Source organism: Arthrobacter rhizophilus (assembly GCF_026241105.1).
GTDB lineage: Bacteria > Actinomycetota > Actinomycetes > Actinomycetales > Micrococcaceae > Arthrobacter.
The window spans coordinates 1-25,235 of the sequence record NZ_JAPFFT010000032.1 but is presented as its reverse complement, the minus strand read 5'-3'; the positions used below and the strand labels follow the sequence as shown (position 1 = coordinate 25,235).

At 61.0% G+C, this 25,235-nt stretch carries 19 protein-coding genes; 13 read left to right on the top strand and 6 right to left on the bottom strand.

The window, feature by feature from the left end; genetic code table 11:
* Positions 1-83: 83 nt before the first annotated feature.
* Positions 84-851 (top strand): carbohydrate ABC transporter permease, encoded by a 768-nt coding sequence (locus OOZ51_RS19305; RefSeq protein ID WP_265981396.1) that lies wholly within the window; start codon positions 84-86, stop codon positions 849-851.
* 60 nt (positions 852-911) lie between these two features.
* Here OOZ51_RS19305 and OOZ51_RS19300 read toward each other — a convergent pair whose 3' ends face one another.
* Positions 912-1,115 (bottom strand): hypothetical protein, encoded by a 204-nt coding sequence (locus OOZ51_RS19300; protein ID WP_265981384.1) that lies wholly within the window; start codon positions 1,113-1,115, stop codon positions 912-914.
* 452 nt (positions 1,116-1,567) lie between these two features.
* Between OOZ51_RS19300 and OOZ51_RS19295 the strand changes: the two genes are divergently transcribed.
* Both OOZ51_RS19295 and metE read left to right on the top strand, forming a co-directional pair.
* Positions 1,568-2,536 (top strand): methylenetetrahydrofolate reductase, encoded by a 969-nt coding sequence (locus OOZ51_RS19295; protein WP_265981383.1) that lies wholly within the window; start codon positions 1,568-1,570, stop codon positions 2,534-2,536.
* A gap of 64 nt (positions 2,537-2,600) precedes the next feature.
* Positions 2,601-4,934 carry a 5-methyltetrahydropteroyltriglutamate--homocysteine S-methyltransferase gene (gene metE, locus OOZ51_RS19290; protein ID WP_265981382.1) on the top strand — a complete coding sequence of 778 codons (2,334 nt, stop codon included), beginning with the start codon at positions 2,601-2,603 and terminating at the stop codon, positions 4,932-4,934.
* A 140-nt stretch (positions 4,935-5,074) separates the two neighbouring features.
* On the opposite strand, the gene OOZ51_RS19285 is transcribed toward metE, so the two are convergent.
* Complete coding sequence (locus tag OOZ51_RS19285) at positions 5,075-5,581, bottom strand: DUF2004 domain-containing protein (RefSeq protein WP_265981381.1); 507 nt, start codon at positions 5,579-5,581, stop codon at positions 5,075-5,077.
* Between the two features lie 51 nt (positions 5,582-5,632).
* Positions 5,633-6,610 (bottom strand): LysR family transcriptional regulator, encoded by a 978-nt coding sequence (locus OOZ51_RS19280; protein WP_265981380.1) that lies wholly within the window; start codon positions 6,608-6,610, stop codon positions 5,633-5,635.
* A gap of 490 nt (positions 6,611-7,100) precedes the next feature.
* Here OOZ51_RS19280 and nrdH point away from each other — a divergent pair, with 490 nt between their 5' ends.
* From nrdH to OOZ51_RS19230, 10 genes are all read left to right on the top strand, one after another.
* A complete protein-coding gene (nrdH, locus tag OOZ51_RS19275; RefSeq protein WP_028267421.1) occupies positions 7,101-7,343 on the top strand; it encodes a glutaredoxin-like protein NrdH in 243 nt (80 codons plus the stop codon).
* Positions 7,344-7,399: 56 nt separating this feature from the next.
* Positions 7,400-7,870: a class Ib ribonucleoside-diphosphate reductase assembly flavoprotein NrdI gene (nrdI, locus tag OOZ51_RS19270; protein WP_265981379.1), complete on the top strand. Its 471-nt coding sequence runs from the start codon at positions 7,400-7,402 to the stop codon at positions 7,868-7,870.
* A gap of 11 nt (positions 7,871-7,881) precedes the next feature.
* Positions 7,882-10,029, top strand: a complete 2,148-nt coding sequence (nrdE, locus tag OOZ51_RS19265) for a class 1b ribonucleoside-diphosphate reductase subunit alpha (RefSeq protein WP_265981395.1) — start codon at positions 7,882-7,884, stop codon at positions 10,027-10,029.
* Between the two features lie 121 nt (positions 10,030-10,150).
* The gene (gene nrdF / locus OOZ51_RS19260) at positions 10,151-11,125 is read left to right on the top strand and encodes a class 1b ribonucleoside-diphosphate reductase subunit beta (protein WP_265981378.1); all 975 of its coding nucleotides are present in this window, start codon (positions 10,151-10,153) and stop codon (positions 11,123-11,125) included.
* A 452-nt stretch (positions 11,126-11,577) separates the two neighbouring features.
* Positions 11,578-13,653 carry a hypothetical protein gene (locus OOZ51_RS19255; protein ID WP_265981377.1) on the top strand — a complete coding sequence of 692 codons (2,076 nt, stop codon included), beginning with the start codon at positions 11,578-11,580 and terminating at the stop codon, positions 13,651-13,653.
* A 298-nt stretch (positions 13,654-13,951) separates the two neighbouring features.
* Positions 13,952-15,445: a type I restriction-modification system subunit M gene (locus OOZ51_RS19250; protein ID WP_323054812.1), complete on the top strand. Its 1,494-nt coding sequence runs from the start codon at positions 13,952-13,954 to the stop codon at positions 15,443-15,445.
* Positions 15,442-16,638, top strand: a complete 1,197-nt coding sequence (locus tag OOZ51_RS19245) for a restriction endonuclease subunit S (RefSeq protein WP_265981375.1) — start codon at positions 15,442-15,444, stop codon at positions 16,636-16,638. The genes OOZ51_RS19250 and OOZ51_RS19245 overlap by 4 nt, the downstream gene beginning before the upstream one ends.
* Positions 16,638-17,573, top strand: coding sequence for a restriction endonuclease (locus OOZ51_RS19240; RefSeq protein ID WP_265981374.1), 936 nt, complete (start codon positions 16,638-16,640; stop codon positions 17,571-17,573). Before OOZ51_RS19245 ends, OOZ51_RS19240 begins: the two co-directional genes overlap by 1 nt.
* Before the next feature lie 129 nt (positions 17,574-17,702).
* Positions 17,703-21,119, top strand: coding sequence for a DEAD/DEAH box helicase family protein (locus OOZ51_RS19235; RefSeq protein ID WP_265981373.1), 3,417 nt, complete (start codon positions 17,703-17,705; stop codon positions 21,117-21,119).
* A 305-nt stretch (positions 21,120-21,424) separates the two neighbouring features.
* Positions 21,425-22,330, top strand: a complete 906-nt coding sequence (locus tag OOZ51_RS19230; RefSeq protein WP_265981372.1) for a TIR domain-containing protein — start codon at positions 21,425-21,427, stop codon at positions 22,328-22,330.
* A 36-nt stretch (positions 22,331-22,366) separates the two neighbouring features.
* On the opposite strand, the gene OOZ51_RS19225 is transcribed toward OOZ51_RS19230, so the two are convergent.
* The 3 genes from OOZ51_RS19225 to OOZ51_RS19210 all read right to left on the bottom strand — a co-directional run.
* The gene (locus OOZ51_RS19225; protein WP_265981371.1) at positions 22,367-22,531 is read right to left on the bottom strand and encodes a hypothetical protein; all 165 of its coding nucleotides are present in this window, start codon (positions 22,529-22,531) and stop codon (positions 22,367-22,369) included.
* 650 nt (positions 22,532-23,181) lie between these two features.
* On the bottom strand, positions 23,182-24,285 hold the full coding sequence (locus OOZ51_RS19220; protein ID WP_265981370.1) for an EcsC family protein: 1,104 nt from the start codon (positions 24,283-24,285) through the stop codon (positions 23,182-23,184).
* A 228-nt stretch (positions 24,286-24,513) separates the two neighbouring features.
* Positions 24,514-25,235: HNH endonuclease signature motif containing protein (locus tag OOZ51_RS19210; protein WP_265981369.1), on the bottom strand; the 722-nt coding region annotated here is incomplete at its 5' end.

Here is a 25,235-nt window from a genome sequence, read left to right as displayed (position 1 = left end):
TTACGGAAAGGCGCCCGACGGCGGTGGCGGGGAGACGGCCCCGTGTCCGGTTGGCTGCCAATGCAGCTTTGGCCGTGATCGGCATGTGCTTTGTGCTGCCCCTTGCGTGGCTGCTTCTTGCCTCCGTTGATCCGCACGCCGGATACCAGACGCGGTGGCCGCAATCGCCGTCGTTCGCCAACTTTGCAGCTGTGCTGACTCCTGAGCTGTTGTTCGTGCCGCTCCTGAACAGCCTCCTGCTCTCGGCCGGTACCGCCGTCGTGAACCTGGCGGCTTCTGTACTTGCGGCCTATCCGCTGTCCCGATACCAGTCGCGATTTAACAAGCCGTTCTTGTACGCGATCCTGTTCGGTACGTCGCTCCCGGTCACGGCAATCATGGTGCCGGTCTATGGCCTGTTCGTGCAGTTGCAATTGCTGGACTCGATGCCGGCGACTATCTTCTTCATGGCAACCACCACCTTGCCCATGGCCATCTGGATGACCAAGAACTTCATGGACTCCGTGCCATTGGAACTGGAGGAAGCGGCCTGGATGGACGGCGCCTCGGGACTGGCCACCCTGCGGAGAATCGTCGTGCCCTTGATGCGGCAAGGGCTGGGCGTGGTGTTCATCTTCGTCTTCATCCAGGCTTGGGGGAACTTCTTCGTCCCGTTCATCCTGCTGCTGTCCACCGCCAAGCAGCCGGCCGCGGTTTCCGTTTTCAGCTTCTTCGGCCAGCATGGAGCCATCGCCTACGGGGAGCTCGCCGCGTTCTCCATCCTGTATTCGGTCCCCGTGCTCGTCCTTTACACCGTGGTGGCACGGGGCTCAGGCAGCGCGTTTGCACTCTCCGGGGCGATGAAGGGCTGAGCAGCCCACAGCCAAGGCCAAAGCCACGCGCTGGACCCCGGGGGTCCGCGTCGCCCCGTGCTAGTCGATGTCCTCCACGATGGTGCCGTACGGAATGGAATCATCAAGGTGGGCCTGGTGGCCGGTCAGCCCCGGGTTGTAGAGGACACGGACACCGTGGAGCTTGTCCGCGGCGGATTGCATCAAGATGGGGCGGATGGTCTGGATGAACCGCTCATCCTTGCCATCGAGGTATTCCTGATAGCTGGCTGGAAGCTGAATCATGGCAAAAGAATAGTCCTGCCGGACCGTCATGGGGAGGGGCTCCCGGACGGGGTTCTCTGTGGCTTACTCCTTGCCGGTCAAACATCGCCGAAAGTCCAAACGAACAATCTTCAGAAATCGGGCGAAACGTAGCGTAAAACTGCGTCTTAATTCGGTGGGCGATTTGTGGCGCCCGGAGCCCCGATCTAGAGTCGTAGTCAAGTTACCGCGGTAACGTGTCAGCGATCCTCCGCCGGATCTGCCCCTCGAAGGCAGACAGGAGGGTGTGGGTGCCCCCATGTGGGCCTGACATTTGCACACGGGCAACTTCATTACAGGCGTAACAGTCGCGGCTGCGCCCTGTTGGAGTTCGTTGCGTGTATCCCCAAACTCAATTCACCGATTCTGCAGTCCAAGGCCTTGGTTTTCAAGTCCCTGGACGCGGGCCCGCTGACACACAGCCAAGGACGCAAATGTCACCACCAAGCCTTATCGACACCCATCCAAACTTAACCGGCGCTGCTCCCGTCGCGTTGTCCTACGAGCTTTTCCCGCCCCGCTCTCCAGCGGCTGCCGAATCGCTGTGGACCACCATCGGCGAGCTTGAGGCCACGGATCCCGACTTCGTCTCCGTCACCTATGGCGCCAGCGGCTCCAACCGCGATACCGCCGTCGAGCTCATCAACCGGCTGCTGCTTGAAACCACCCTCCGGCCGCTGGCCCACTTGACCTGCGTTGGAAACACCCCGCAGGAGTTGGCCGAGATCATTGGCGAACTCCTGGACAACGGCGTGCGCGGCATCCTTGCGTTGCGCGGTGACCTGCCCAAGGACAGTGGCAGGCCGGTCAGCGGCTCGTTGCGTTACGCCCAGGATCTGATCGAACTGATCCGCCGTGTGGAACAGCGACGTTCGGCCCTGCTGTGCGCAGGCAAGATCGCTGTCGGGGTGGCTGCCTACCCCACCCGCCACCCCGAGTCCCCGAGCGTGGAGCACGACGTCGAGGTACTGCTCGCGAAGCAGCGCTCGGGCGCCGACTTCGCTATCACGCAGGTCTTCTTCCAGACAGAGCAATATGCGGACCTGATCTCGCGTGCCCGGCGCGCAGGAGTCACCATCCCGATCATTCCGGGCGTTATGCCGTTGACGAGCCTTCGCCGGCTCAAGCGCCTTGGCGAGCTCACCGGCGTCGAACCGGCACCGGAACTCATCGATCGCCTTGCTGCTGCGGACACTGACGCCGAACGGCGCAAGATCGGGGTCCGCGCCACGGTGGACCTGGCCAACGCAGCCCTCCAGGCCGGCGCACCGGGCATCCACCTATACACGTTCAACGAGCACACCTGCGCCCTGGACGTGCTGGACAAGCTTGCCCTGCCCCGGCCGGCCCGCCCTGCCAGCCGGCTCAGCGCCATCGCCCGGCGTCAGGAACTCGTCAGCTGAACCTGGCTACAACGCAGCCCCAAAGACAACAAACCTTTCCACCAACTTCTTGAAGGAAATTCGAATGACTGAGCAGAAGACCACCCAATTCCCCGCAGCCTCCCTCCTCGGCTACCCGCGCATCGGCCGCCGCCGCGAACTGAAGAAGGCCGTTGAAGCCTACTGGGCCGGCAAGATCGACGCTCCCGCCCTTGACGCCGCTGCCAAGGACATCCAGCTGACCATTGCCAAGCGACTCCAGGAACTCGGCCTCAACGAAGCCGCCGCCGTTCCTGGCACCTTCTCCTTCTACGACCAGGTGCTGGACGCCACCGCACACCTGGGCGCCGTTCCGGCCCGTTTCGGCCAGCTGCTCAATGCCGATGGCCAGCTCGATATCGATGGCTACTTCACCCTGGCCCGCGGCAACAAGGAACAGCAGCCGCTTGAAATGACCAAGTGGTTCGACACCAACTACCACTACCTCGTGCCGGAAATCGGCCCGGAGACTGACTTCAAGCTCGCCTCCAACCGCATCGTCGAGGAATTCGAGTTCGCCCTCGCCAACGGCATCGAGACCCGTCCGTACATCGTCGGCCCGGTGACGTACCTGCTGCTCTCCAAGGCTTCGGATGACGCCCCCGCAGGCTTCGCTCCACTGTCCCGCCTTGAAGATATCCTCCCGGTCTACGTTGAACTCCTCGGCAGGCTGGCCGCCGCCGGCGCCAGCTGGATCCAGTTGGACGAGCCCGCCCTGGTTGTTGACCAGGACACCCCGGCCTCGGAAATCCAGGCTGCCGTTGCCCGCGCCTACGAGGTCCTCTCGGGTGCCGCAGCGCGCCCGCAGCTCTTCGTCTCCACCCCGTACGGCTCCCTCGATGGCCAGCTCGGCACTCTTGCCGCAACTAACATCGATGCCTTGCACATCGACGTCTTCAAGGGCGCGGTCCCGTCCGCAGCAGCCCTGGCCGGCCTGGGCAACAAGACCCTGGTTGCCGGCGTCGTCGACGGCCACAACATCTGGCGCAACGACCTCGCCGTCTCGGCCGCCAAGCTGGACGAATTGAAGGCCGCCGCCGGCAAGCTCGCCGTCAGCACCTCCACCTCCACCCAGCACGTTCCGCACGACACCGCCGAGGAGACCCAGCTCTCCGAGCAACTGCGCAGCTGGCTTGCGTTCGCTGACCAGAAGGCCGTCGAGGTCAAGACCCTTGCGGACTACCTGGCCAACCCGGCTTCCGCGAAGGCCGCCATTGACGAAGCTTCCGCCGTGATCGCCTCCCGCGCCACGGCCGAAGGCGTTCAGCGCGACGACGTCCGTGTCCGCATCTCAGCCCTCACCGAGGCCGACTTCAATCGCTCCGAGTACTCGGTCCGCGAAGCTGCCCAGGAAGCAGCGCTGCACCTGCCGCCGCTGCCCACCACCACCATCGGATCCTTCCCGCAGACCTCGGAAATCCGCTCGGCCCGCGCCCGCAACAACAAGGGCGAGCTGAGCAACGAGCAGTACGAGCAGCTCATGAAGGACGAGATCAAGCGCGTCGTCGACCTGCAGGAAGAGCTCGGCTACGACGTCCTGGTGCACGGCGAGCCCGAGCGCAACGACATGGTCCAGTACTTCGCCGAGAACCTCGAAGGCTTCGACGTCACGGTCCACGGCTGGGTCCAGTCCTACGGCTCCCGCTGCACCCGTCCGTCCATCCTTTGGGGCGATGTCACCCGCTCGGCTCCCATCACGGTTGCCTGGGCCGAATACGCCCAGTCCCTGACCAGCAAGCCGATGAAGGGCATGCTCACCGGTCCGGTCACCATCCTGGCTTGGTCCTTCGTCCGCGACGACCAGCCGCTCGGCGAAACCGCCAACCAGGTGGGCCTGGCACTGCGCGACGAAATCGCCGATCTCGAAGCTGCCGGTATCAAGGTCATCCAGGTGGACGAGCCCGCCCTGCGCGAGCTCCTGCCGCTGCGCAAGGCCGACCACGCCGCCTACCTGAAGTGGTCGGTTGACTCCTTCCGCCTGGCCACCGCCGGTGCAGCGGACGCAACCCAGATCCACACCCACCTCTGCTACTCGGAGTTCGGCGTGATCATCGACGCGATCGACGGCCTTGACGCCGACGTCACCTCCATCGAGGCAGCCCGCTCCCGCATGGAGGTTGTCCACGACCTTGAGGCACACCACTTCGGCCGTGGCGTTGGTCCGGGCGTCTACGACATCCACTCGCCGCGCGTCCCGGGCGAGGCCGAAGTCACCGAGCTCCTGGCAACCGCCGTCAAGCATGTTCCGTCCCGCCAGCTCTGGGTCAACCCGGACTGCGGCCTGAAGACCCGTGGCTACGCCGAGACCGAAGAGTCCCTGCGCAACCTGGTCAAGGCCACCAAGACGGTCCGCGCCGGACTGCTGGAAGCAGCCAAGTAACGCCCAAGTAGGACGAACGACGGCGGCCGGTCACCTCGAAAGGTGACCGGCCGCCGTCGTACTTTAATCATCGGTTGCTGGACCCACGCCGGCACGGTTCCCTGGCCGAACTTGTGAGGCGAGGGGGCCGGTGGGGATTGTCAGGACTCCCAGAGGATTTCGTCGTCCACCACGCCGTCCTCGTCCGCCGCGACAACCAGGAGCTCGTCGGTGAAGTGCGAGCCCAGGGTGAAATCGAGGACGAAGTAACGCTCTGGCTGGCCCGGGTAGATCGCTACATGACCTAATTTGAGGGCCTTGAGGAAAACGTCTTTGGTGAGCTGCGTCTTGTCGCGGACGCCGAACACTGCCTCCAGCTGCTCTTCCTTGAGCTGCGTGGAGTGGAAGTGGAGGAACTGCTGGGAGTTGGTGCCGTCCTGGTCCAGCTCCTCGGCAATCATGTCCCGGACCTGGTCCACCAACTCGGGGAGGTAGCCCAGGCGGTAGTCCACCTTGTGGAGTGCCTTCTCGTCGAAGTGGTCATGTGCCGTGACGTTCAGGTCCAGTTCGAGGGGATTTCCTGCGAGCTCGTGAGAAGCCACGTAGCAGCGTTCCCGCCCGTGGTTGAGCTCGATTTCCCCAAAATGTTTGCTCGCTACCTTGCTCATGTCTTCAACATAACCCCAAACAAGCGGCCTGTTCCAGCATCCTGGAAGATTTCAGGCGCGTGGTTTGGGCGTTGACTTTTGGGTCACTTTGGGCGTGGTCGCGGTGGCGCCGGCCCGGACTGCTGCAGTGCTCCCGCGAAGCGTGTCCGCCAGCAGTTCCGTGAAGAGCTGCACTTGCGCGGTGCGCTTTTCGTTGATGAGCAGGGCGAACACGTTGCGGGCCAACCGGATGTCCGGGACGTCCAGAACCACGACGCCGGGAGGCCGGTGCCGCAGTGCCAGTTCCGGTACCAGCGCGGCGCCGAGCCCCGCAGCAGCCATCTCAAGGCTGGCGTGGAAGTCGTCGCTGTAGGCGACGACGCGCGGGTGCAGATTGCAGCTGGCAAACAGCCGTTCGATGACGACGGCGTCGCTGGTGCCTGGGTGGTGGATGATCCAGGGCATGTCGGAGAGTTGCGAGGCCTGCATTTCCGCGTCTTCCCGGATACCCCAGGACGCGGGGAGCACCACCCGGAAGTCGTCGTCGCCGATCCACTGCCGTTCCAAGGTGTGTGGCCACGCGAGCCCGGACTGCCCCACTTGGTACACAAGCGCCAGATCCAGTTCGCCGCCGCTGCGCAGGCCTTGGATGGTCTGGGCAGGTTCGGCCACCCACACACGCAGTTCGATGCCAAGTTTCTTCCAGCGAGGGTTCCGCAGGATGTCCGGCAGTACGTAGGTGGCCAGGCTCGGGAAGATGCCAAGCCGCAGCTCCTGGGCGGGGGAGTCCGTGCTTCGCGATGCCGCTGCCAACAGGGTTTCGACGTCGGTGAGCACCTTGGACGCATGCCGCACCATGGTGAGGGCGGCTTCGCTGGGCACCACACTGCGTGCGGAACGGTGGAAGAGTTCGACGCCGGTATCCCGTTCCAGGGCTGCCATCTGTTGGGATACGGCCGACGCGGTATAGCCGAGCCGCGTGGCGGCCGCCGCGAAGGAGCCAAGTCGCGTGACCTCAAGGAGCGTCCGCAGGTGGAGAAGGTTGACCATCAGTGATCCTTAGGCTCGATGCCGGTCGAAAGACCGTGGAAGCCAGCATAGCTGTGTGAATTCCGTCTCCGCGCCTGCTGTTGCTGTGCCTGCCCGGCTCGTTGGAGTGTGGCGGGCGACTCGGGAAACGGCGTTTGCAACGATGCCGCGACACGCCGGGATCCACGCGACACGCTGGCGATTAAATGTGGCTAAGTAGTCCACAGGGTGTGGATTACGTCTCCGGATTTGGCGGATTCACGGACATTTTTACCCCCTTTGCCTGTGGACTACCGGTGCGTAAAATGACATACTTGTAATACATCATCTTGGGGTTCCGCTGAGGCACTTGCACTACATGTAGTATCGATTTACGGATTGAGCGGGAAACCAGCACAAGACATGAATAGAGCGTTCGGCCGCCTTGGTGGCCAGCATCGGAGTCGGAACCAGTTCCGGTCGGGGCCTGCCAAGACGAAGAGCAAAGACTTCAACAAAGGGGACAGGGACCATGACTGTTACGGTTTACACGAAACCGGCCTGTGTTCAGTGCAACGCAACGTACCGTGCACTGGACAAGAAGGGCATCGCCTACCAGAGCGTTGACATCTCCCAGGATGCCGAGGCCCTTGAGCGCCTGAAGGCCCTTGGATACATGCAGGCCCCCGTCGTGGTGACCGAGCAGGACCACTGGTCAGGATTCCGCCCGGACAAGATCGAAGAGCTGGCACTGGCTGCCGCTTCTGTGGCCTAGTTTTTCAGGACTCCGCCACAACAACAAAGCATTCCAATGTAGTCGAGGTGACTCCCATGGCAGCGCTGGCAACAGCACCTGCTCAAGCAACGGCTGAGGCCGTCAGCACGCGGAGTCACCTGATCTACTTTTCCTCCACATCTGAGAACACCAAGCGCTTCGTCCAGAAGCTCGGCGTCGACGCGGCACGCATCCCGCTCCATGCCAAGGACGCGCCGCTGCTCGCACTGGAACCCTTCGTCCTTGTGCTGCCCACCTATGGCGGTACGGATGGCGAAGGATCGGTGCCCAAGCAAGTCATCAGGTTTCTGAACAACCCGCAGAACAGGGAACTGATCCGCGGCGTAATCGGAGCAGGAAACACCAACTTCGCGGAAAACTACTGCATGGCGGGAGACATCATCGCCACCAAATGCCGGGTTCCGCTTCTTTATCGATTCGAACTCATGGGGACTCCGGAAGATGTTGACCGGGTCAATCAAGGATTGGAAAAGTTTTGGACACGACTGTCGCAGATACAGAAGTAACCAAGGGCGCTATGGACACCGCCAAGGTCAAGAAGCCATTGCCGGAGGCCTACAAGGGCCTTGGCTACCATGAGCTCAACGCCATGTTGAACCTCTACGGTCCGAACGGGGAGATCCAGTTCGACGCCGACCGCGAGGCCGCGCACCAGTACTTCCTGCAGCACGTGAACAACAACACCGTTTTCTTCCACGACCTGGAAGAGAAGCTGGACTACCTGGTCAAGAACCAGTACTACGAGCGCGAGACGCTCGATCAGTACACGATGAACTTCATCCGTGACCTGTTCAACCGCGCCTACAAGAAGAAGTTCCGCTTCGAGACTTTCCTTGGCGCCTTCAAGTTCTACACCTCCTACACGCTGAAGACCTTCGACGGCAAGCGTTTCCTGGAGCGCTACGAGGACCGCGTCTGCATGGTTGCCTTGCACCTTGCCCGCGGCAACGAGGAACTTGCCAGCCGCCTTGTCGATGAAATCATCGACGGCCGTTTCCAGCCCGCCACGCCTACCTTCCTCAACGCAGGCAAGGCCCAGCGCGGCGAGCTGGTCTCCTGCTTCCTGCTGCGCATCGAGGACAACATGGAGTCGATCGCCCGCGGCATCAACTCGGCGCTGCAGTTGTCCAAGCGCGGCGGCGGCGTGGCCCTCTCGCTGACCAACATCCGCGAGCACGGTGCCCCGATCAAGCAGATCGAGAACCAGTCCTCCGGCGTCATCCCGGTCATGAAGCTCCTCGAAGACAGCTTCTCCTACGCCAACCAGCTCGGTGCCCGCCAGGGTGCGGGTGCCGTGTACCTGCACGCCCACCACCCGGACATCTACCGCTTCCTGGACACCAAGCGTGAAAACGCCGACGAGAAGATCCGCATCAAGACGCTGTCCCTCGGCGTCGTGGTCCCGGACATCACGTTCGAGCTGGCCAAGAAGAACGAGGACATGTACCTCTTCTCCCCGTACGACGTCGAACGCGTCTACGGCGTGCCGTTCTCCGACATCTCGGTCACCGAGAAGTACTACGAGATGGTGGACGACTCCCGAATCAAGAAGACCAAGATCAGCGCCCGCGAGTTCTTCCAGACCCTCGCAGAGATCCAGTTCGAGTCCGGCTACCCGTACATCATGTTCGAGGACACCGTGAACCGGGCCAACCCGATCGCCGGCAAGATCACCATGAGCAACCTGTGCTCGGAGATCCTGCAGGTTTCCACGCCGTCCATCTACGCCGAGGACCTCAGCTACGAGACGGTCGGCAAGGACATCTCCTGCAACCTTGGTTCGATGAACATCGCCAAGACCATGGATTCCCCGGACTTCGGCCTGTCGATCGAGACGTCCATCCGTGCCCTCAGCGCGGTGTCGGACATGTCCTACATCAACTCGGTGCCGTCCATCGCGCAGGGCAACGCCCAGAGCCACGCAATCGGCCTTGGCCAGATGAACCTGCACGGCTACCTTGCCCGTGAGCACGTCCACTACGGTTCGGAAGAGGGCTTGGACTTCACGAACATCTACTTCTACACGGTGCTGTTCCACGCACTGCGTGCCTCGAACAGGCTGGCCATCGAGACCGGCCAGTCCTTCGGCGGCTTCGAGAACTCCACCTACGCAAGTGGCGAGTTCTTCACGAAGTACACTGAGCAGGAATGGGCTCCTGAAACTGAGCGTGTCCGCGAGCTCTTTGCCGGCATCCACATCCCCACCCAGGATGACTGGCGTGAGCTGAAGGCCTCGGTCATGGAGCACGGCATCTACAACCAGAACCTGCAGGCCGTACCGCCCACGGGTTCCATCAGCTACATCAACAACTCGACATCGTCGATCCACCCGGTGGCAGCCAAGATCGAAATCCGCAAGGAAGGCAAGATCGGCCGCGTCTACTACCCGGCTCCGTACCTCGACAACGACAACCTGGAGTACTACCAGGACGCGTACGAGATCGGCTACGAGAAGATCATCGACACCTACGCAGCCGCCACGCAGCACGTGGACCAGGGCCTCTCCCTGACCCTGTTCTTCAAGGACACCGCCTCCACCCGTGACATCAACAAGGCGCAGATCTACGCATGGCGCAAGGGCATCAAGACGCTCTACTACATCCGCCTCCGCCAGCTCGCGCTGGAAGGGACCGAGGTTGAGGGCTGCGTTTCCTGCATGCTATGACAACTGATATCGGTTGATTATTTGCGGCAGCCGCCGCGCCTCAAAACTGAAGAGTACGACGCCGGGTGAGCGCCCGGCGTCGTACGCTTACCTTAAAGAACACATACGTTAAGGGGACGAAATGACCGAGAAGGTCAAGCTGCTTAGCCACGTCGAAGCAATCAACTGGAACCGCATCCAGGATGACAAGGACGTGGAGGTCTGGAACCGCCTGGTCAACAACTTCTGGCTGCCGGAGAAGGTACCGCTGTCCAACGACGTCCAGTCCTGGCACACCCTGACGCCGGATGAGCAGCAGCTCACCATGCGCGTGTTCACGGGCCTGACCCTGCTGGACACCATCCAAGGCACGGTTGGCGCCGTGTCCCTGATTCCGGATGCCATCACACCGCATGAAGAGGCTGTGTACACCAACATCGCCTTCATGGAGTCGGTGCACGCGAAGTCCTACTCGTCGATTTTCTCGACCCTGTGCTCCACCAAGGAGATCGACGACGCCTTCCGCTGGTCCCTCGAGAACGAGAACCTGCAGAAGAAGGCCCAGATCGTCATGGACTACTACCAGGGCGACGATCCCCTCAAGCGCAAAGTGGCTTCCACCCTGCTGGAATCGTTCCTGTTCTACTCCGGGTTCTACCTTCCGATGTACTGGTCCTCCCGTGCCAAGCTCACGAACACAGCCGACCTCATCCGCCTGATCATCCGCGACGAGGCCGTGCACGGCTACTACATCGGCTACAAGTTCCAGAAGGGCCTGGAAAAGGTCTCCGAGGAACGGCGCCAGGAAATCAAGGACTATACCTTCGAGCTGCTCTTCGAGCTGTACGAAAACGAAGTCCAGTACACGCACGACCTCTACGACGGCGTCGGCCTGGCAGAGGACGTCAAGAAGTTCCTGCACTACAACGCCAACAAGGCCCTCATGAACCTCGGCTACGAGGCCATGTTCCCGGCCTCCGTCACCGACGTGAACCCGGCCATCCTGTCGGCCCTGTCACCTAATGCTGATGAGAACCACGACTTCTTCTCGGGGTCTGGGTCGAGTTATGTGATTGGGAAAGCGGTTAATACTGAGGATGAGGACTGGGAGTTCTAGGGCGGCTGTAGATGGACAAGCTATCTGGTCCTTCGGACAACCTAATTGGTGTGAGGTGCCAAGATAGTTGGCACAAGTGACAAGTTAGTTGGCGAGTGACAATTAGCTTGGCTTCGGGGACAAGTTAGTTGGCAGTCATGAGGACGCAGGCTGATGGCGGCTCCGTCCTATTTGGCGGAGCACCTAGCCACTGAAGATCACCAACGAACTTGATCATTTACAAGTCGACTAGACCTCTTGGCGTGCTTGGGTCCTGGTGAAAAGACCGGTGCGAGGTCCGAATCCGGCCGGCAGTTGGGCATAGGTCGTCTTCCAGCCCAGCAGGGCAGCCAGCGGCCTAGCTCATCGATTTGACGTTGTTTGACGTTGTCCTAACCACAGTGCCCCTGCGCGGACATACGTGCGGGGGTGCTGCATTGGTGAATTATTGGGCTCGACTATTTGGGGGAAGTATGAACGCGAGCCAGTCCTCGCTCATCGGTTTTGCGGTCTTGAGGGCCAATTACGATGCACAGGCACCCAGCTATGTCGACAACTTTCGTAGCTTTGCGCTGGACATCCTTTGCCAGAATCAGTCTGGGATAACCTGCACAAACCTGGCTCAGACTCTTAGATCTCGGTTCGGTCTCACCACTCCAGATTTGGTAGTTGAGAAAATCCTTAAGCGCGCAGTTCGCGATGGGGACGCGTGCCGAGATGGTGAGGTGTATCGGAGCACGGACAAAGGCCAAAAAAACGCGCCCGGCGTCACCGCGTCTATTGCCCGCTACGAACGCCAGCGGAACGAGCTCGTAACCAAATACACAGACTTCATCAATGAGAAATACGCCGAACATAGCAAGGACCTGAGCCTTGATCCGGCGGGGGAGCTCGCCAGGTACCTCGAGTACCACGCGGTCCCCTTGCTTTCTCAGTCTCTGACGGGACGTAAGGCCGCAGGCGCGTCCGGGAGTCGTGCATCCGAGTACGTCATTTCGAAGTTCATCGCGCACTTGGCCGACGTAGATCAGACGGGCTTCGGATACGTTGAAGATGCTGTCAAGGGGGCAATACTTGCCTCTGTCGTTACGCTAGATACTTCGACGTTTGCCAAGTCTCTGAAGGGCCTTTCGATCTATCTGGACACCCCTGTCCTCATAAATGCCCTCGGTTACTCGGGCGCGGCGCAACAACAGGCGACCCTTCAGATGATCAGGCTCGCCCAAACACTCGGTGCTACAACTTTCTGCTTCGACCACTCCTTGAAAGAGCTCGATGGGGTACTGGCCAGTGCCGAAGGGGTAGTGCGAGCGGGTGGACGCAGACGCGAGGGACTTCGTCCCATTGATCTGCACTTTCAGGAATCGCGTACATCGCCGTCCGACATCGCGCTCGCGCGGGATCGCATTTCCATGTCTCTGGCAGAACTCGAAATCGAGAGACGTCCGAAACCGGATGGGTACAAGGAGTACGGACTCGATGAAGGGCGATTGGAGGAGCTTATTCAAAGCCACATCCATTATCGATCGGATGGGACGAGGAGGTACGACGTGGACAGCCTCTCGGCCATCCACCGCCTTCGTCGGGGCAGTTCGCCTAGGCAGTTTGAGAAGTGCGGCTACGTCCTAATCACGGATAACGAGAGTCTAGTGCGTGCGGTTGAGAAATTGGACCAGGAGAATCACGAGTGGCCCCTTGCAATGACAGACGGGGCGCTTGCGGCCATTCTGTGGGTTAGGAGCCCAACAGTGGGCGCGGACCTGCCCCGAAAGCAAATCCTGGCAACTGCATACGCCGGCATGCAGCCGGATAGCCATCTTTGGGCTAGGTACCTCGAAGAGGTAGCAAAATTGGAATCGCGCGGCGTCGTGAATGCTGACGACGCAGTAATTCTTCGGGCTACGACGGTCGGCCGTACAGCCCTCATGGAAGAGACGCTCGGCGACGAAGAGTATCTGTCAGCGGATTCGGCCGTCGAGGTTCTCGGACGGATCAAGAGTGACATAGAGCGGCCTTGGCTTCAAAAGATGGTTCAGGTCAACAAAACGCAGAAGGATCTTGCTTATTCGGCGGACGTGGCGGCGCAAACGTGGCTGGACCAAACCGATGCATTGGACAAGACCGCTGCGGAACGGGACGTGGCGCAGCGGCAAGCGGAAGTCACTAGTGCCGAACTGCTGAAACGAAACCAAGAGTCGCTAGAACGCGATGCCGTGCTTCGTGCGGGCGCGGAAGGTACGGCTAGGAGGACTATCAACACGGTGCTTCTGCTCCTTCTCGTTCCGTCGGCAGCTATAGCGATACTGAAATTTCTCAACCCGCCCTGGATGAACCAGGCGCCGAACTGGTTTGGTTTTGTAGCTGCGATTTTTGGCGTCCTTCTCGTCGTCGTTGCGACAACACGGCATTTTGCCAAAGGCACAGTGCGGGAGTGGTTAGCGCCCTTGGAAGGTCGAATGAGCACCCGGATCGAAGGGCGCCGCCGTAGGCTGGCCGGACTTCCAAGCGCGCCGTCACGCGAGACAGCCGAAAGCATTGGTACACCATGATCGTTGGTGTGTGGCGTCTTCAGTGGCGGCGAATAGCACTTACTCACGGTGAAGTCGGGGTTCGCAGATAATGGCCCCGGCGTGCCTGATCGCCGGAAGTACCCTCTCAGGGCCTATCTGGGATCAGGCTGTCGGCTAGAACATCTGAATCTGGTCGGACGATGGCTTGCGATCCAGCTCAAGCGACTTGAGGGGATGGACAGCGTGCTCTGGACGCGGGAGACGACGGCCTGACGCCTCTTGCATGCCCGCGAGGCTGCTGAATCGCCCGTGGATTACCGTCTAAACTCGAACGGTGATGACGGGCGAAATTAGATCTCAGGTAGACAAGGTCTGGAACGCGTTCTGGACCGGCGGCATTTCCAATCCCCTGGAAGTGATCGAACAGATCACGTATCTGCTCTTCCTCAAGCGACTCGACGAGAACCAGACGCGGGCGGAGAACAAGGCCAATCGCACCGGCAAGCCGGTTGAGAACCCGGTCTTTCCCCCTGGCGTAGATGAGAAGGGCCGCTCGTACCAAGACTTTCGCTGGAGCAAGTTCAAGAACTTCTCCCGTGATGAGATGTACACGGTCTTCGCGGAGCACATCTTCCCGTTCCTCCGCACCGGTCTCGTCCAGCTGGCCAATGGCGAGGAGTCCTCCTACGCCCAGCATATGAAGGACGCACGCTTTACCATCCCCAACGCTGGGCTGCTGGAAAAGGTCGTCGACATCATCGATGAGATCCCCATGGACGAGCGCGATACCAAGGGCGACCTCTACGAATACATGCTCGGTAAGATCGCCTCCGCCGGACAAAATGGCCAGTTCCGCACGCCCCGCCACATCATCGACCTAATGGTGAAGATGACGTCGCCCCAGCCGATGGAAGCCATTTGCGACCCGGCCGCCGGCACTGCCGGGTTCCTGGTCCAGGCAGGGGAGTACCTCCGTCAGCAGAACTCGAACCTGCTCACCAGCTCCGAGCAAAGCAGATTCTTCCACCACAGCCAGTTCCACGGCTACGACTTCGACAGCACCATGCTCCGCATCGGGTCCATGAACATGCTCCTCCACGGGGTCGAAAACCCGGACATCACCTACCGGGACTCCCTCGCTGACCGGCACGGCTCCGAGGAAGAAAAATACGACGTCATCCTCGCCAACCCGCCGTTCGCCGGCAGCCTGGACTATGAGAACGTCGCCAAGGACCTGCTCTCCCTGGTCAAGACCAAGAAGACGGAACTGCTCTTTCTGGCCCTGTTCCTTCGCCTGCTCAAGCCCGGCGGCCGTGCTGCGGTGATCGTGCCGGACGGTGTGATGTTCGGTTCGTCCACGGCGCACAAAGCGCTGCGGAAGATGCTTGTCGAGGACCACAAGCTCGACGCCGTGGTCAAACTCCCCTCCGGCGTCTTCAAGCCCTATGCGGGAGTCTCCACGGCGATCCTGTTCTTTACTAAGACCAACTCCGGCGGCACCGACAGCATCTGGTTCTACGACGTGACGTCGGACGGCTTCAGCCTCGACGACAAGCGCACCCAGCTTGAGAGCTCCGACCTTGACGACGTTCTGGCCCGCTGGGGGCAGCGGAAGACGACGGAGGCAGACAGGGCGCGCACCGACCAGTCCTTCCTCGTCCCCAAAGCTGAGATCGCCGACAACGGCTACGACCTTTCTCTCAACAGGTACAAAGAAGTTGAACACGAAGAAATCGACCACAAGGCACCGGCTGACATCATCGCCGATCTGGAGACGCTGGAAGCCGAGATTTCAATCGCCCTGTCCGATTTGAAGGATTTTATGTCGTGACTATAGGCATTGAGGTTAAACGTAAGCCGGACCCAAGCTCCAACATGAAGTTGGGCCGTCTCGGTGATCACGTCGAAATATTGTCTGGATTCGCGTTTGACTCCAGTCGGTTCGCTACCGATGGTGAAATGCCCCTGATCAGGATCCGTGATGTCGTGCGGGGTAGAACCGAGACCTACTATTCGGGCCCCTTCGAGGAGCGGTTTGTGGTTCGCAAGGGCGACCTTCTGGTGGGCATGGACGGTGACTTCAATCGAGAGACCTGGTCGTCGGAACCTGCCGTACTCAACCAGCGAGTCTGCAGGATTTCGCCTGTCGATGCCCACCTCGACCGCCGATACCTCTACCATTTTCTTCCGCAGGCACTCATGGAAATCTGGCACGCCACTCCGTTTGCCACAGTCAAGCATCTATCGGTTAAGGCCATACGCGAGATTGCTCTGCCACTCCCGCCCGTTGAGGAGCAGCGGCGGGTTGCGGCCGTCCTCGACAAGGTCGACGAGCTCCGCACCAAACGCCTTCAGGCCCTGGCACACGCTGATGCGCTGACTCAATCGCTGTTCCACGCGACGGTCGAAGCTAAAGAAGCTCTGCTACCAGCCATGACCTTGGCAGATTTGGGTTTGAGCTTCAGCAGCGGCAAGAATCTAATCTCAAGTGGTGGTGACGCACATGCGCATAACCGCGTCATCAAAGTCAACGCTGTCTCGGGGGGCGTTTTTCAACCGTCCGAGAGTAAGCCGCTCCCACGCACTTACATTCCGAATGAACAACACAGAATCCGTACCGGCGATCTGCTGTTCACTCGCGCCAGTGGCTCGCTCGACCTCATCGGAATTTCAGTTCGAGTCGGCGCGGTAGGTGACCACCTCTTCCTGCCCGACAAAATATGGAGGGCTGAGTTCGCGCCCGGAGCGAAGATTTGTCCCGAGTACCTTCAAAGTCTCTTCAAGACGCCTGCATTTCGCGCGTTCGTGAACAACGCAGCCAGTGGTGCTGCAGGCGTCAAAAACATTTCGCAGAGGAGCGTGCTTGGATTCGTAGTGAGTGCACCCGGGCTCACAGCCCAGGAAGAGTTTGCGAAGCAGGTCACTGCTGTCGAGCTTCTCAAAGAGCGGCACCGTAGCCAGTTGGCTGAACTCGATGCTCTGTTCGCTTCGCTCCGAAACCGCGCCTTCAACGGAGAACTCTGATGAGCGAAGCACTGAACATCATTACAGACTCGGAAGTTCCCATCTGGCCTGTCTTTGTGACCCATGTGCTTCGGGTGCTGTCTGCCGGCGAGACGCTGCACCGCCGGGACATCGTTAGCCGCGCTATTGACTCTGCGCGGCTGTCGGAGGCAGCGCGTGCGGAGACCCTGAACACAGGTGGACTCCGCTCCGAGCAGCGGCTCGGCTGGGCCATCAGCAATCTCCTGAAAGCCGGCTGGATCGAGCGGCCGGTCAGGGCCAACTACCGAATCACTGCGGCGGGGCGGGAATGGTTATCCAAACACCCGGAAGGGATCAGCGACTTCTCCACGGCACGGACGCTGTTCGCGCCCTTCTGGCCACAGTCCGATGCCCAAAAGCCGACGCTGTCCATCGTCGATGAGACCCTCGTGGAGGACATTGACCCAATCGAGCAGATCGAATCCGGAATCAACCGCATCCACTCCGACGTCGGCGACGCACTCCTCACACGTCTCCGGGAGAGTCACCCCGATTTTTTCGAGCAAGCGGTTGTCGACCTGCTTCTCAAAATGGGCTATGGCGGAGCCGAGCAGCGTGGGAAGCGTATCGGCGGCAGCAATGACGGCGGCGTCGACGGGGTAATCGACCAGGATGCGCTGGGCCTAGACCGAATATATGTCCAGGCCAAGCGGTACGCCGATGGCAATACTGTGGGCCGCGAAGCCATTCAGGCCTTCGTCGGGGCACTGCACGGTGTCGGCGCCTCGCGCGGCGTCTTCATCACCACCAGTGCTTTCACCGCCGGCGCACGGGATTACGTGAAGGCGGTTCCGTCTCGGGTCATCCTGATCGACGGTGTGCGGCTTGTGGGGCTGATGATCAAGTACCGGGTGGGAGTCCAGGTGAAGCAGAGCTACGACATTGTCGAGCTCGACGAGGACTTCTTTGAGTAACCGCGCGGCCTTGGAATCAACTCCGCATTGCCACGGGGTTGAGTTGAGACCGGTGTTGCCCGGCCTCATGCCGGGCAACACCATCTAGGCTCCAGAGAGAAGATCAACAGAGGAGTGGCATTGGGGGATGTGAACAGCAATTTCGCGGCACTGCAGGCGGAGTGGCCGGGTATTGCGAAAGAGGCGCGGCTTGCCGAACTGTACGCGCGGAAGGATCCTCGATCTTCGCTGCTCTACGCGCGGCGGTCCGTCGAAGCGCTGCTGGCCTGGCTTTATGACGCTGACGACTCGCTTGCGTTGCCTTACAAGAGCGATCTAAACGCCCTGATGTCGGAACCGACGTTTAAGCGGCTCGCGGGCGACACGATCGTGAGTAAGTTCCACCTCATCCGGAAAGTAGCTAACAGCGCCATCCACACCAACGCTGCCATCACCGTCCAGCATTCTGAGCAGACTATTCGCGAGCTCTTCCACGTCTGCATTTGGCTGGCGCTTCGCTATACCCGGGAGCCTGCCAATCGCCCGGCCTCCACGGTCGCGTTCAACGGTGAGTTCCTTAGCCCGCCGCCGAAGGCTGGTGCTCCGACGCCGGCTCAGATGCCGCGTACGGCGGACCAGACGGCCAAACTGGCCGAAGAACTGGCCGCCAAGGATACGGCGCTAACCGCGCAGAGGCTGGATAACGTCCAGCTTCAGGCCCAGCTTGAGGCCCTGCGGGCGGAGGTCGCCCGGGCAAAGGAAGAAAACAAGAAACTCCCGGACAGCCACAACTACACCGAAGCCGAGACTCGCGTCTACATCGACCTCTATTTGGGCGAAGCAGGATGGGCACTGGACAAGGCCGAAGACCGCGAATTCGAAGTCCACCACATGCCCACCCACGCCGGCCCCACCACCGGAACCGGGTTCGTGGACTACGTCCTGTGGGGATCCGACGGCAAGCCACTCGCCGTCGTCGAAGCCAAACGGTCATCCAAGTCACCCTACGAGGGTCAGCAGCAGGGCAAGCTCTACGCCGACGCGCTGGAGACCGAGACGGGCCAGCGCCCGGTCATCTACTACAGCAACGGCTACGAGCACTGGATCTGGGACGACGCCTCAGGGTATCCGCCCCGTCCCGTTCAGGGCTTCCACACGCGGGACCAGCTCCAGCTCATGGTGGACCGCCGCACCACCCGTAAAAAGCTGGCCACGGCGGCCATCAATACCGAGATCGCGGGCCGCAGCTACCAGCAGGCCGCCATCAGGGCCGTTGCAGATGCCCTGGAAACCGATAAGGAACGCAAAGCGCTGCTGGTCATGGCGACCGGCTCCGGCAAGACGCGTACCGTCGTCGCGCTGTCCAGCCTGCTGATGCAGGCGAACTGGGCCAAACGCGTGCTGTTCCTGGCCGACCGCGTTGCCCTGGTGGACCAGGCCGCCCGCACCTTCAAAACCAACCTCCCCGGATCATCCCCGGTGGTACTGGGCCGGGATGTGGAGGCGGACAGCCGCATTCACATCGCCACCTATCCGACGATGATGAACCTGATCAACGAACGGACCGACGACGGCTCGGTGCTGACACAAAGGTTCGGGATAGGCCACTACGACCTGATCATCATCGACGAGGCCCACCGCTCCGTGTACCAGAAGTACCGGGCCATATTCGACTACTTTGATGCATATCTGGTGGGCCTGACCGCCACCCCGCAGTCCGAGGTGGACCGCAACACCTACTCCCTGTTCGACATCGAGGACCACGTCCCCACATTTGCGTACGAGCTGACTCAGGCCATCTCCGACGGCTACCTCGTACCGCCCCGGGCCGTGCCCATTCCTCTGAAGTTCCCAGTCGAAGGAATCCGCTACGACGAGCTATCGGAGGAGGACAAGGAAGCCTGGGACTCCGCCGAATGGGATGAGGACGGGGAGATTCCCGACGCGGTGGATCCGGTCATCCTGAACACCTGGCTGTTCAACGCCAACACGGTGGACAAGGCACTCGAGGTGCTGATGACTCGCGGGCACAAGGTCGCCGGGGGAGACCGGATCGGGAAGACGATCGTGTTCGCCAAGAACCAGAAGCATGCCGAATTCATTGCCGAACGGTTCAACATCAACCACCCGCAGTACGGGGGCACTTTCGCGAAGGTCATCACGCATAGCGTCAACTATGTTTCCACCCTGATCGATGCCTTTGCCCGCACCGAGGACAGTCCCCACATTGCTGTGTCCGTGGACATGCTGGACACCGGGATCGACGTGCCCGAAGTGGTCAATCTTCTCTTTTTCAAGGTGGTGCGTTCCAAGACTAAGTTCTGGCAGATGGTGGGCAGGGGCACCCGACTCAGGCCGGAACTGTACGGACCTGGTGAGGACAAGCAGGACTTCTTTATCTTCGACGTCTGCCAGAACATTGAATACTTCAACGCCGAACTGCCCGGTTCCGAAGGGTCCCTGGGACAGTCCCTGGCGCACCGCAGCTTCGCCGTCCGGGCACAGCTGCTGGCCGAAGCCCGCACGGCCGGGCTCGACGGCGACTTCGTGCCGACGCTCCAGTCCGGCCTTGTGGGGCAGGTAGCGGGGTTGCCCCGGGAGAACTTCCTGGTGCGCCCGCGGTTGGAGTGGGTGGAGAAGTACTCGGATCCCGCTTCGTGGGGCACTCTCGGCACGCAGGATCTGACGGACCTGCAAACGAAGCTGGCGCCCTTGGCGACGCTGGCTTCCGCCGCCGATACGGAGGAAGCCAAACGCTTCGACCTGTTGATGTACCAGGCGCAGCTGGCCTCACTGACTTCCGCAGCGGCCGTCGAGCCTTACCGCAAGAAGATTGTCGAGATTGCGTCCGCCCTGCAGGATCAGTCGAACATTCCCGCCATCGGGGCCCAGATGGTACTGATCCAGTCGATTCTAGAGGGAGGTGAATGGGGCCGGGTCTCGCCTCAGTGGCTTGAACTGATCCGAGTTCGGCTGCGGGGGCTGGTGCACCTGATCGAAAAGAAGCGCCGCAAGGCGGTCTACTCGAACTTCGAAGACACCCTCGGCGACATCGTGGAGGGTGAGCTGAAGGGGACCGTGACCGGATCGGTAGATCTGGCCCGGTATCGCGAGAAGGCCCGGGTCTATCTGCAGGGGTTCTTGGACCACATGGCCATCCATCGCCTCCGCCGCGGGCTGCCCCTGACCGAGACGGATCTTGCTGAACTTCAGCGCATGCTGATTGAGAGCGGCGCAGGTTCGCCCGAGGAACTTGAAGCGGCCACCGCTCAGGCTGAGGGTCTTGGGCTTTTTGTTAGGTCGCTGGTCGGTATGGATCGCCAGGCTGCCCTGGACTCATTGTCTGAATTCGTGGGAGAGAAGACGCTCAATGCCAACCAGTTGCACTTTGTAAATATGATCGTCCAGCAACTTACAGAGAACGGGGTCATGGACGTCGGGGCACTGTACGAGTCTCCATACACCGATGCGGCGCCGGCCGGGCCGGAGAGCTTGTTCCCGGACGCGGACGTTGATCTGCTGGCTGAGGCGCTGAAACGGGTGCGGGGTTCGGCGATGGTGGGGTAAATGCGGTTAACTCGGGGTTGTCTCAGCTGACGCGCGACGTGAGAGAGTCCGGCTACGCCAGCTCGAGGAATCTCCGGGCGCTCTTGGAGATTTTCCCCATCCCGGCGGTGGCGGATCGGCGCCCCGGCATACGTTGCGGTGAAAGGCCCTAACTTCGATCGGCCGGTTGACTTCAACACCGGTTCGCATTGAAGGCTCTGCCGCAGCGCCGGTTCGTTCTCACCTACACCGCGCCCGGCCGCACCTGAAGAAGCTCAACTCTGAGAATCAGGCCATTTGACAATGCAGAAAGTGAAGAGAGAAGTATGAAGGTATTCATTAGTTGGTCAGGCGAGAAGGCGCGAGACTTTGCGCTCGGCTTGAAGGCGTGGCTTCCCTTCGTAATCCACGATCTCGATCCATGGGTGAGTGACGTGGACATCGACTCGGGAGCAATGTCCATGCCATCCATTCACAACCAGCTTCAAACAATTCGTTATGGCATCATATGCACCACGGCCGAGAATCAAAACAAGCCATGGATCAATTATGAGGCGGGAGCGCTCTGGAAGTCGCTGGACGACTCAACCAATGTTGTTCCGCTACTTCTCGATCTTGATCGCAGCGCGATCAACAGTCCCCTCAAAAACTTTCAATCCCGAGTGATGAACAACCCCGCGACGCGAAAATCTGAGGCTCAAAAGTTGATCGCGTCCATCAATGCCGCCAGGAGCCAGCCGGTCAACGATGATGTGTTGGCGGAATCATTTGAAACACAGTGGCCGAAACTCGAGCAACTTGTGGAGAGGATCGCCTCTAACCCTTACGCATACACCCAAGTGATGACACCCGAGCAGAGAAAGCTTGAGGATGTCCACCAAGAGATATTGAAGCTGGCGGAAACTCAGAAGTCACATTGGGAGGTCACGAACGATTCGCTAGACCAAGTCCTAGAGCGTAAGGAAACGCTCGAGTTCGGGAGCTTCTCGGCAGAAACGAGTCGACAGGTCCGATTCGAGAAAGTAATTAATGACAGCCTGATAGCCAGGGGTTCTTGGGACCGCGCCCATGTTCACCGCGTTGAACACAATATCTATGCCGTCTACACGGAGTCCAAGCTTCCAGATGAGATTAAGAATGTAGTGGAGCAATCTGGCATGGCAATAATGGATGACATTCTTTTCGACTACAGGGTAACAATGAACGACGATCCCGGTCCTGACGACCTATAGATGGAGCCCCGTCCGAGGGAACGGAACGACGCAGTGTCACGGCATTTCCTGGTCACCATTGAGGTCGAAGTCCAGATCCAAGTCCTCCGGGGAGAGAAGCTTCTGCCAAGTGGCGGTCACCCGGGCGGTGGGCAGTTCTGATGCGATGGGCGGCCGGTCCGCGGCAATGAGCTGGTCAAGGTCCAGTCCGGTCAGGACCACGTCATCACACGGAGGAATCCCTCCACCCGGCGCAACGGCACCCCCCCACAGCACCGACTGATACACGCGACGCTGAAATTCGAAGAGGAACCAGCCGCATGGCCGTGGGAACTTGAGCGAACTTCACGGCACCTTCACGGCTCAGTCTTTTCAGGCTTCGCCCTCGGACTGCCGGCACCGGCGCAGTCAACCGGGTGGGAAGACTTTGTTTCTAGCGAAACTGGTGAACTCGACGCCGACGCTGCCTTGTACGGTGATGACCATGCTGGCACACCACTAACTGGCAACCTTGAGCCCGCTGAACCACGAGTTCACGCGGATGACCCGGACAGGATCAAGAAAGCTAGGCGCGACAGGACCAGGTCGTTGCCACAATGACCGGCCGCCTCAGCACAATCTCGTACCTCGGCCCGGCGCGCCTGGCGCTGTGTTTCTATTGCTCGGGGGACTGGGAAGAACACGACCCCCAACTCATAAGGCTTCCCGCCCGAAGGGGACGCCTCTGACGACTGAAAGGAGAGGAAGCAGGACGTCGTCCTCGAAGATGTCTTCCCAGCGGTGGCCACACCGGCGAGGGCTGCTGCCCGCCGCTTGATCGTGAGGCCATGGGGTGACTCGGTAAACGCTCGGTCGGTGTGAACTGACCCCGGTCAGTGGAGGTCGGGTCCACCCGCCTCGGCGAGCTCGTCGAGCACGCTGATCTCCTCGTCGAAGTCGTCTGGGACGTCATCAGGAAACGATCCGGGGGTATCCTCGTCAGCGAGGTGCGGGTATTTCTCAATTAGGAAACGCCGCCGGTACGCCATGTCGGCGACGTCAACGATCGACTCCAGAGTGGCCCAGTTGAAGGCACCGCCAATGGCGATCCCGGCTGCGGGTACGACCTTGCCGAGCGACTGCTTGTTAAAACGCGCGCCGAAAGCCTTTGAGAACTGCTTGTAGACCTGAGCGACAACTGACTTGTCCAGGATGGCCCAGGCTTTGCCGCGGACGAGTGCTTGGGTGAGCCGCGAGATGTCGGCCATAGCGGCGGTCTTTGCGCTGGCTGACATCGCCGTCCCGGCGTTGACGACAGACATCACGAAAAGCTTCTCGGCAGGCTCTTCGGGATCGTAGCCGTAGAGCAGCGCCACATGGCCGACGGAACGGGACGCCAGCCCGAGAACGAAAGCGGTGTCCCCAACGAAAGCGCCGGCGATGGCGGCTCCCGAAGGCGCTGCCGCGGCGCCGGCGGAGGCGACACCGAGGATTTCTCCTCCCGAGATCACAAGCCCTGCGACCGCTCCAGAAGCGGCCGCGAAGGCCGGGTAGTAGAGGCTCGCTCCCCTCCCACGGACAGCGTCGATCTGCTCGAGGTCGAGGCGGCGCAGGTCGGAAAGCGAGGCAACGTCATGCCCGCGCTTTTGGTGCTTCGCCACCACATGCTTTGGTGAGAGTCCGACTCGCGAGACCCGTCCTACGGTCTTCCGCATCGACCCTAGAGCAGCGCCGCTCCAGTCGGGTAGGGCGTCGGCGGCTTTGCGAGCACCGTTGCTGATTGCATGGGCGCCCTTGGCAACGAATTCTTGCCCACGCGAAACGGCAGCTTGGGCTCCCGGGCGGTTCTCCAGGTACTGTGTGGCACGCTTGCCGAGTTCAGCAGCGCCGTGGGCTACTTGATCGCCGGCGTTGCTTATCACTCGTGAAAGTGGCCGGCCCTTGAACCGTTGGATGTCACGCCATGCATTGAGCTCGTAGCCCGAGGGTTCTGTCATATCGCAATCGTAGTGGCCCAGACCGACGCGACCGTAGCGCAGCCGCGAGTCGCGCCGAACGACGCACTCCGTCGGACTCGCTCCTGGCGCAAGGTGCCCTCCAGCTCATCACGCTCGAACGCCTTCGGGCGGCAGACCAAGATCGCCAGCAGTCTCGGGGCCGTGCCGTCGGTCGTTCAGAGCCGGTGCGCGAGTTCCCGCTGGGTCAGCCGCTTCGCGAGCGCAGTTTCAGCCCCCTTGAAACACCACACCTTCCGTGAAGGCATAGTTCAAAGGCGCCGGCCAGCCGGGATCGTCCGTGTCGGCGGTGCGGGGCCATGGGTGTTCGGCCGTGAAGGAGTGCCAGTCCGGGAAGGGATCCGGGGGCAGCACGGGAGCCTCTTCGTCCGGGCGTGTGTCCGTGTCAGTCTCCGTGATCGGGACATGGCCCGGCCAGCGGGGTGGTTCCCAGTCCTGGTGTTCGCTGGGGTAGTGCCTTTGTGATGGTGATGTCCACCCTGGCGGGTGGTCTTTGCCGGCCGTGGTGGGAGTCCATCCGGTCCGGTGTTTGAGGCGGTGGTGTTTGGGGCAGGGTTGGCCCAGGTTGGAGATGCCGGTGGTGCCTCCGTCGGCCCAGGCCAGGAGGTGGTCGGCTTCGTTGTCCAGGGAGTGGTTGTTGCAGCCGGGGAAGGGGCATTTGCCGTCGCGGAGCCTCAGCCATTGACGCTGGGCCTTCGTGAGGCGGTAGCTGGTCCGTCCGATTTCCAGCGGGGCGCCGTCGCGGGGGTCGGTCAGGACGCGGTGGAAGGAGTCGGCGCCGTCGGTGATCAGGGCCCGGGCCATGGACGGCGGGATCGGCCCGTACCCGTCCAGCATGGCCGGTTCGTCGGTGGCGCCCAGAAGGGACAGGACCGGGACGGTGACCAGGACCTGCGCCCGCGGGGCCGGGACGCGCCCGGCCCCGCCCGCTC

Excerpts from the sequence above, each read along its gene's own strand:
- OOZ51_RS19280 (WP_265981380.1), bottom strand. The coding sequence starts at position 6,610 with ATGGTCAACCTTCTCCACCTGCGGACGCTCCTTGAGGTCACGCGACTT.
- OOZ51_RS19240 (WP_265981374.1), top strand. The coding sequence starts at position 16,638 with ATGAGCGAAGCACTGAACATCATTACAGACTCGGAAGTTCCCATCTGG.
- nrdI (WP_265981379.1), top strand. The coding sequence starts at position 7,400 with ATGGCAGCGCTGGCAACAGCACCTGCTCAAGCAACGGCTGAGGCCGTC.
- nrdH (WP_028267421.1), top strand. The coding sequence starts at position 7,101 with ATGACTGTTACGGTTTACACGAAACCGGCCTGTGTTCAGTGCAACGCA.
- OOZ51_RS19285 (WP_265981381.1), bottom strand. The coding sequence starts at position 5,581 with ATGAGCAAGGTAGCGAGCAAACATTTTGGGGAAATCGAGCTCAACCAC.
- nrdF (WP_265981378.1), top strand. The coding sequence starts at position 10,151 with ATGACCGAGAAGGTCAAGCTGCTTAGCCACGTCGAAGCAATCAACTGG.
- OOZ51_RS19255 (WP_265981377.1), top strand. The coding sequence starts at position 11,578 with ATGAACGCGAGCCAGTCCTCGCTCATCGGTTTTGCGGTCTTGAGGGCC.
- OOZ51_RS19220 (WP_265981370.1), bottom strand. The coding sequence starts at position 24,285 with ATGACAGAACCCTCGGGCTACGAGCTCAATGCATGGCGTGACATCCAA.
- OOZ51_RS19305 (WP_265981396.1), top strand. The coding sequence starts at position 84 with ATGTGCTTTGTGCTGCCCCTTGCGTGGCTGCTTCTTGCCTCCGTTGAT.
- nrdE (WP_265981395.1), top strand. The coding sequence starts at position 7,882 with ATGGACACCGCCAAGGTCAAGAAGCCATTGCCGGAGGCCTACAAGGGC.
- OOZ51_RS19230 (WP_265981372.1), top strand. The coding sequence starts at position 21,425 with ATGAAGGTATTCATTAGTTGGTCAGGCGAGAAGGCGCGAGACTTTGCG.
- OOZ51_RS19295 (WP_265981383.1), top strand. The coding sequence starts at position 1,568 with ATGTCACCACCAAGCCTTATCGACACCCATCCAAACTTAACCGGCGCT.
- OOZ51_RS19250 (WP_323054812.1), top strand. The coding sequence starts at position 13,952 with ATGACGGGCGAAATTAGATCTCAGGTAGACAAGGTCTGGAACGCGTTC.
- metE (WP_265981382.1), top strand. The coding sequence starts at position 2,601 with ATGACTGAGCAGAAGACCACCCAATTCCCCGCAGCCTCCCTCCTCGGC.
- OOZ51_RS19300 (WP_265981384.1), bottom strand. The coding sequence starts at position 1,115 with ATGATTCAGCTTCCAGCCAGCTATCAGGAATACCTCGATGGCAAGGAT.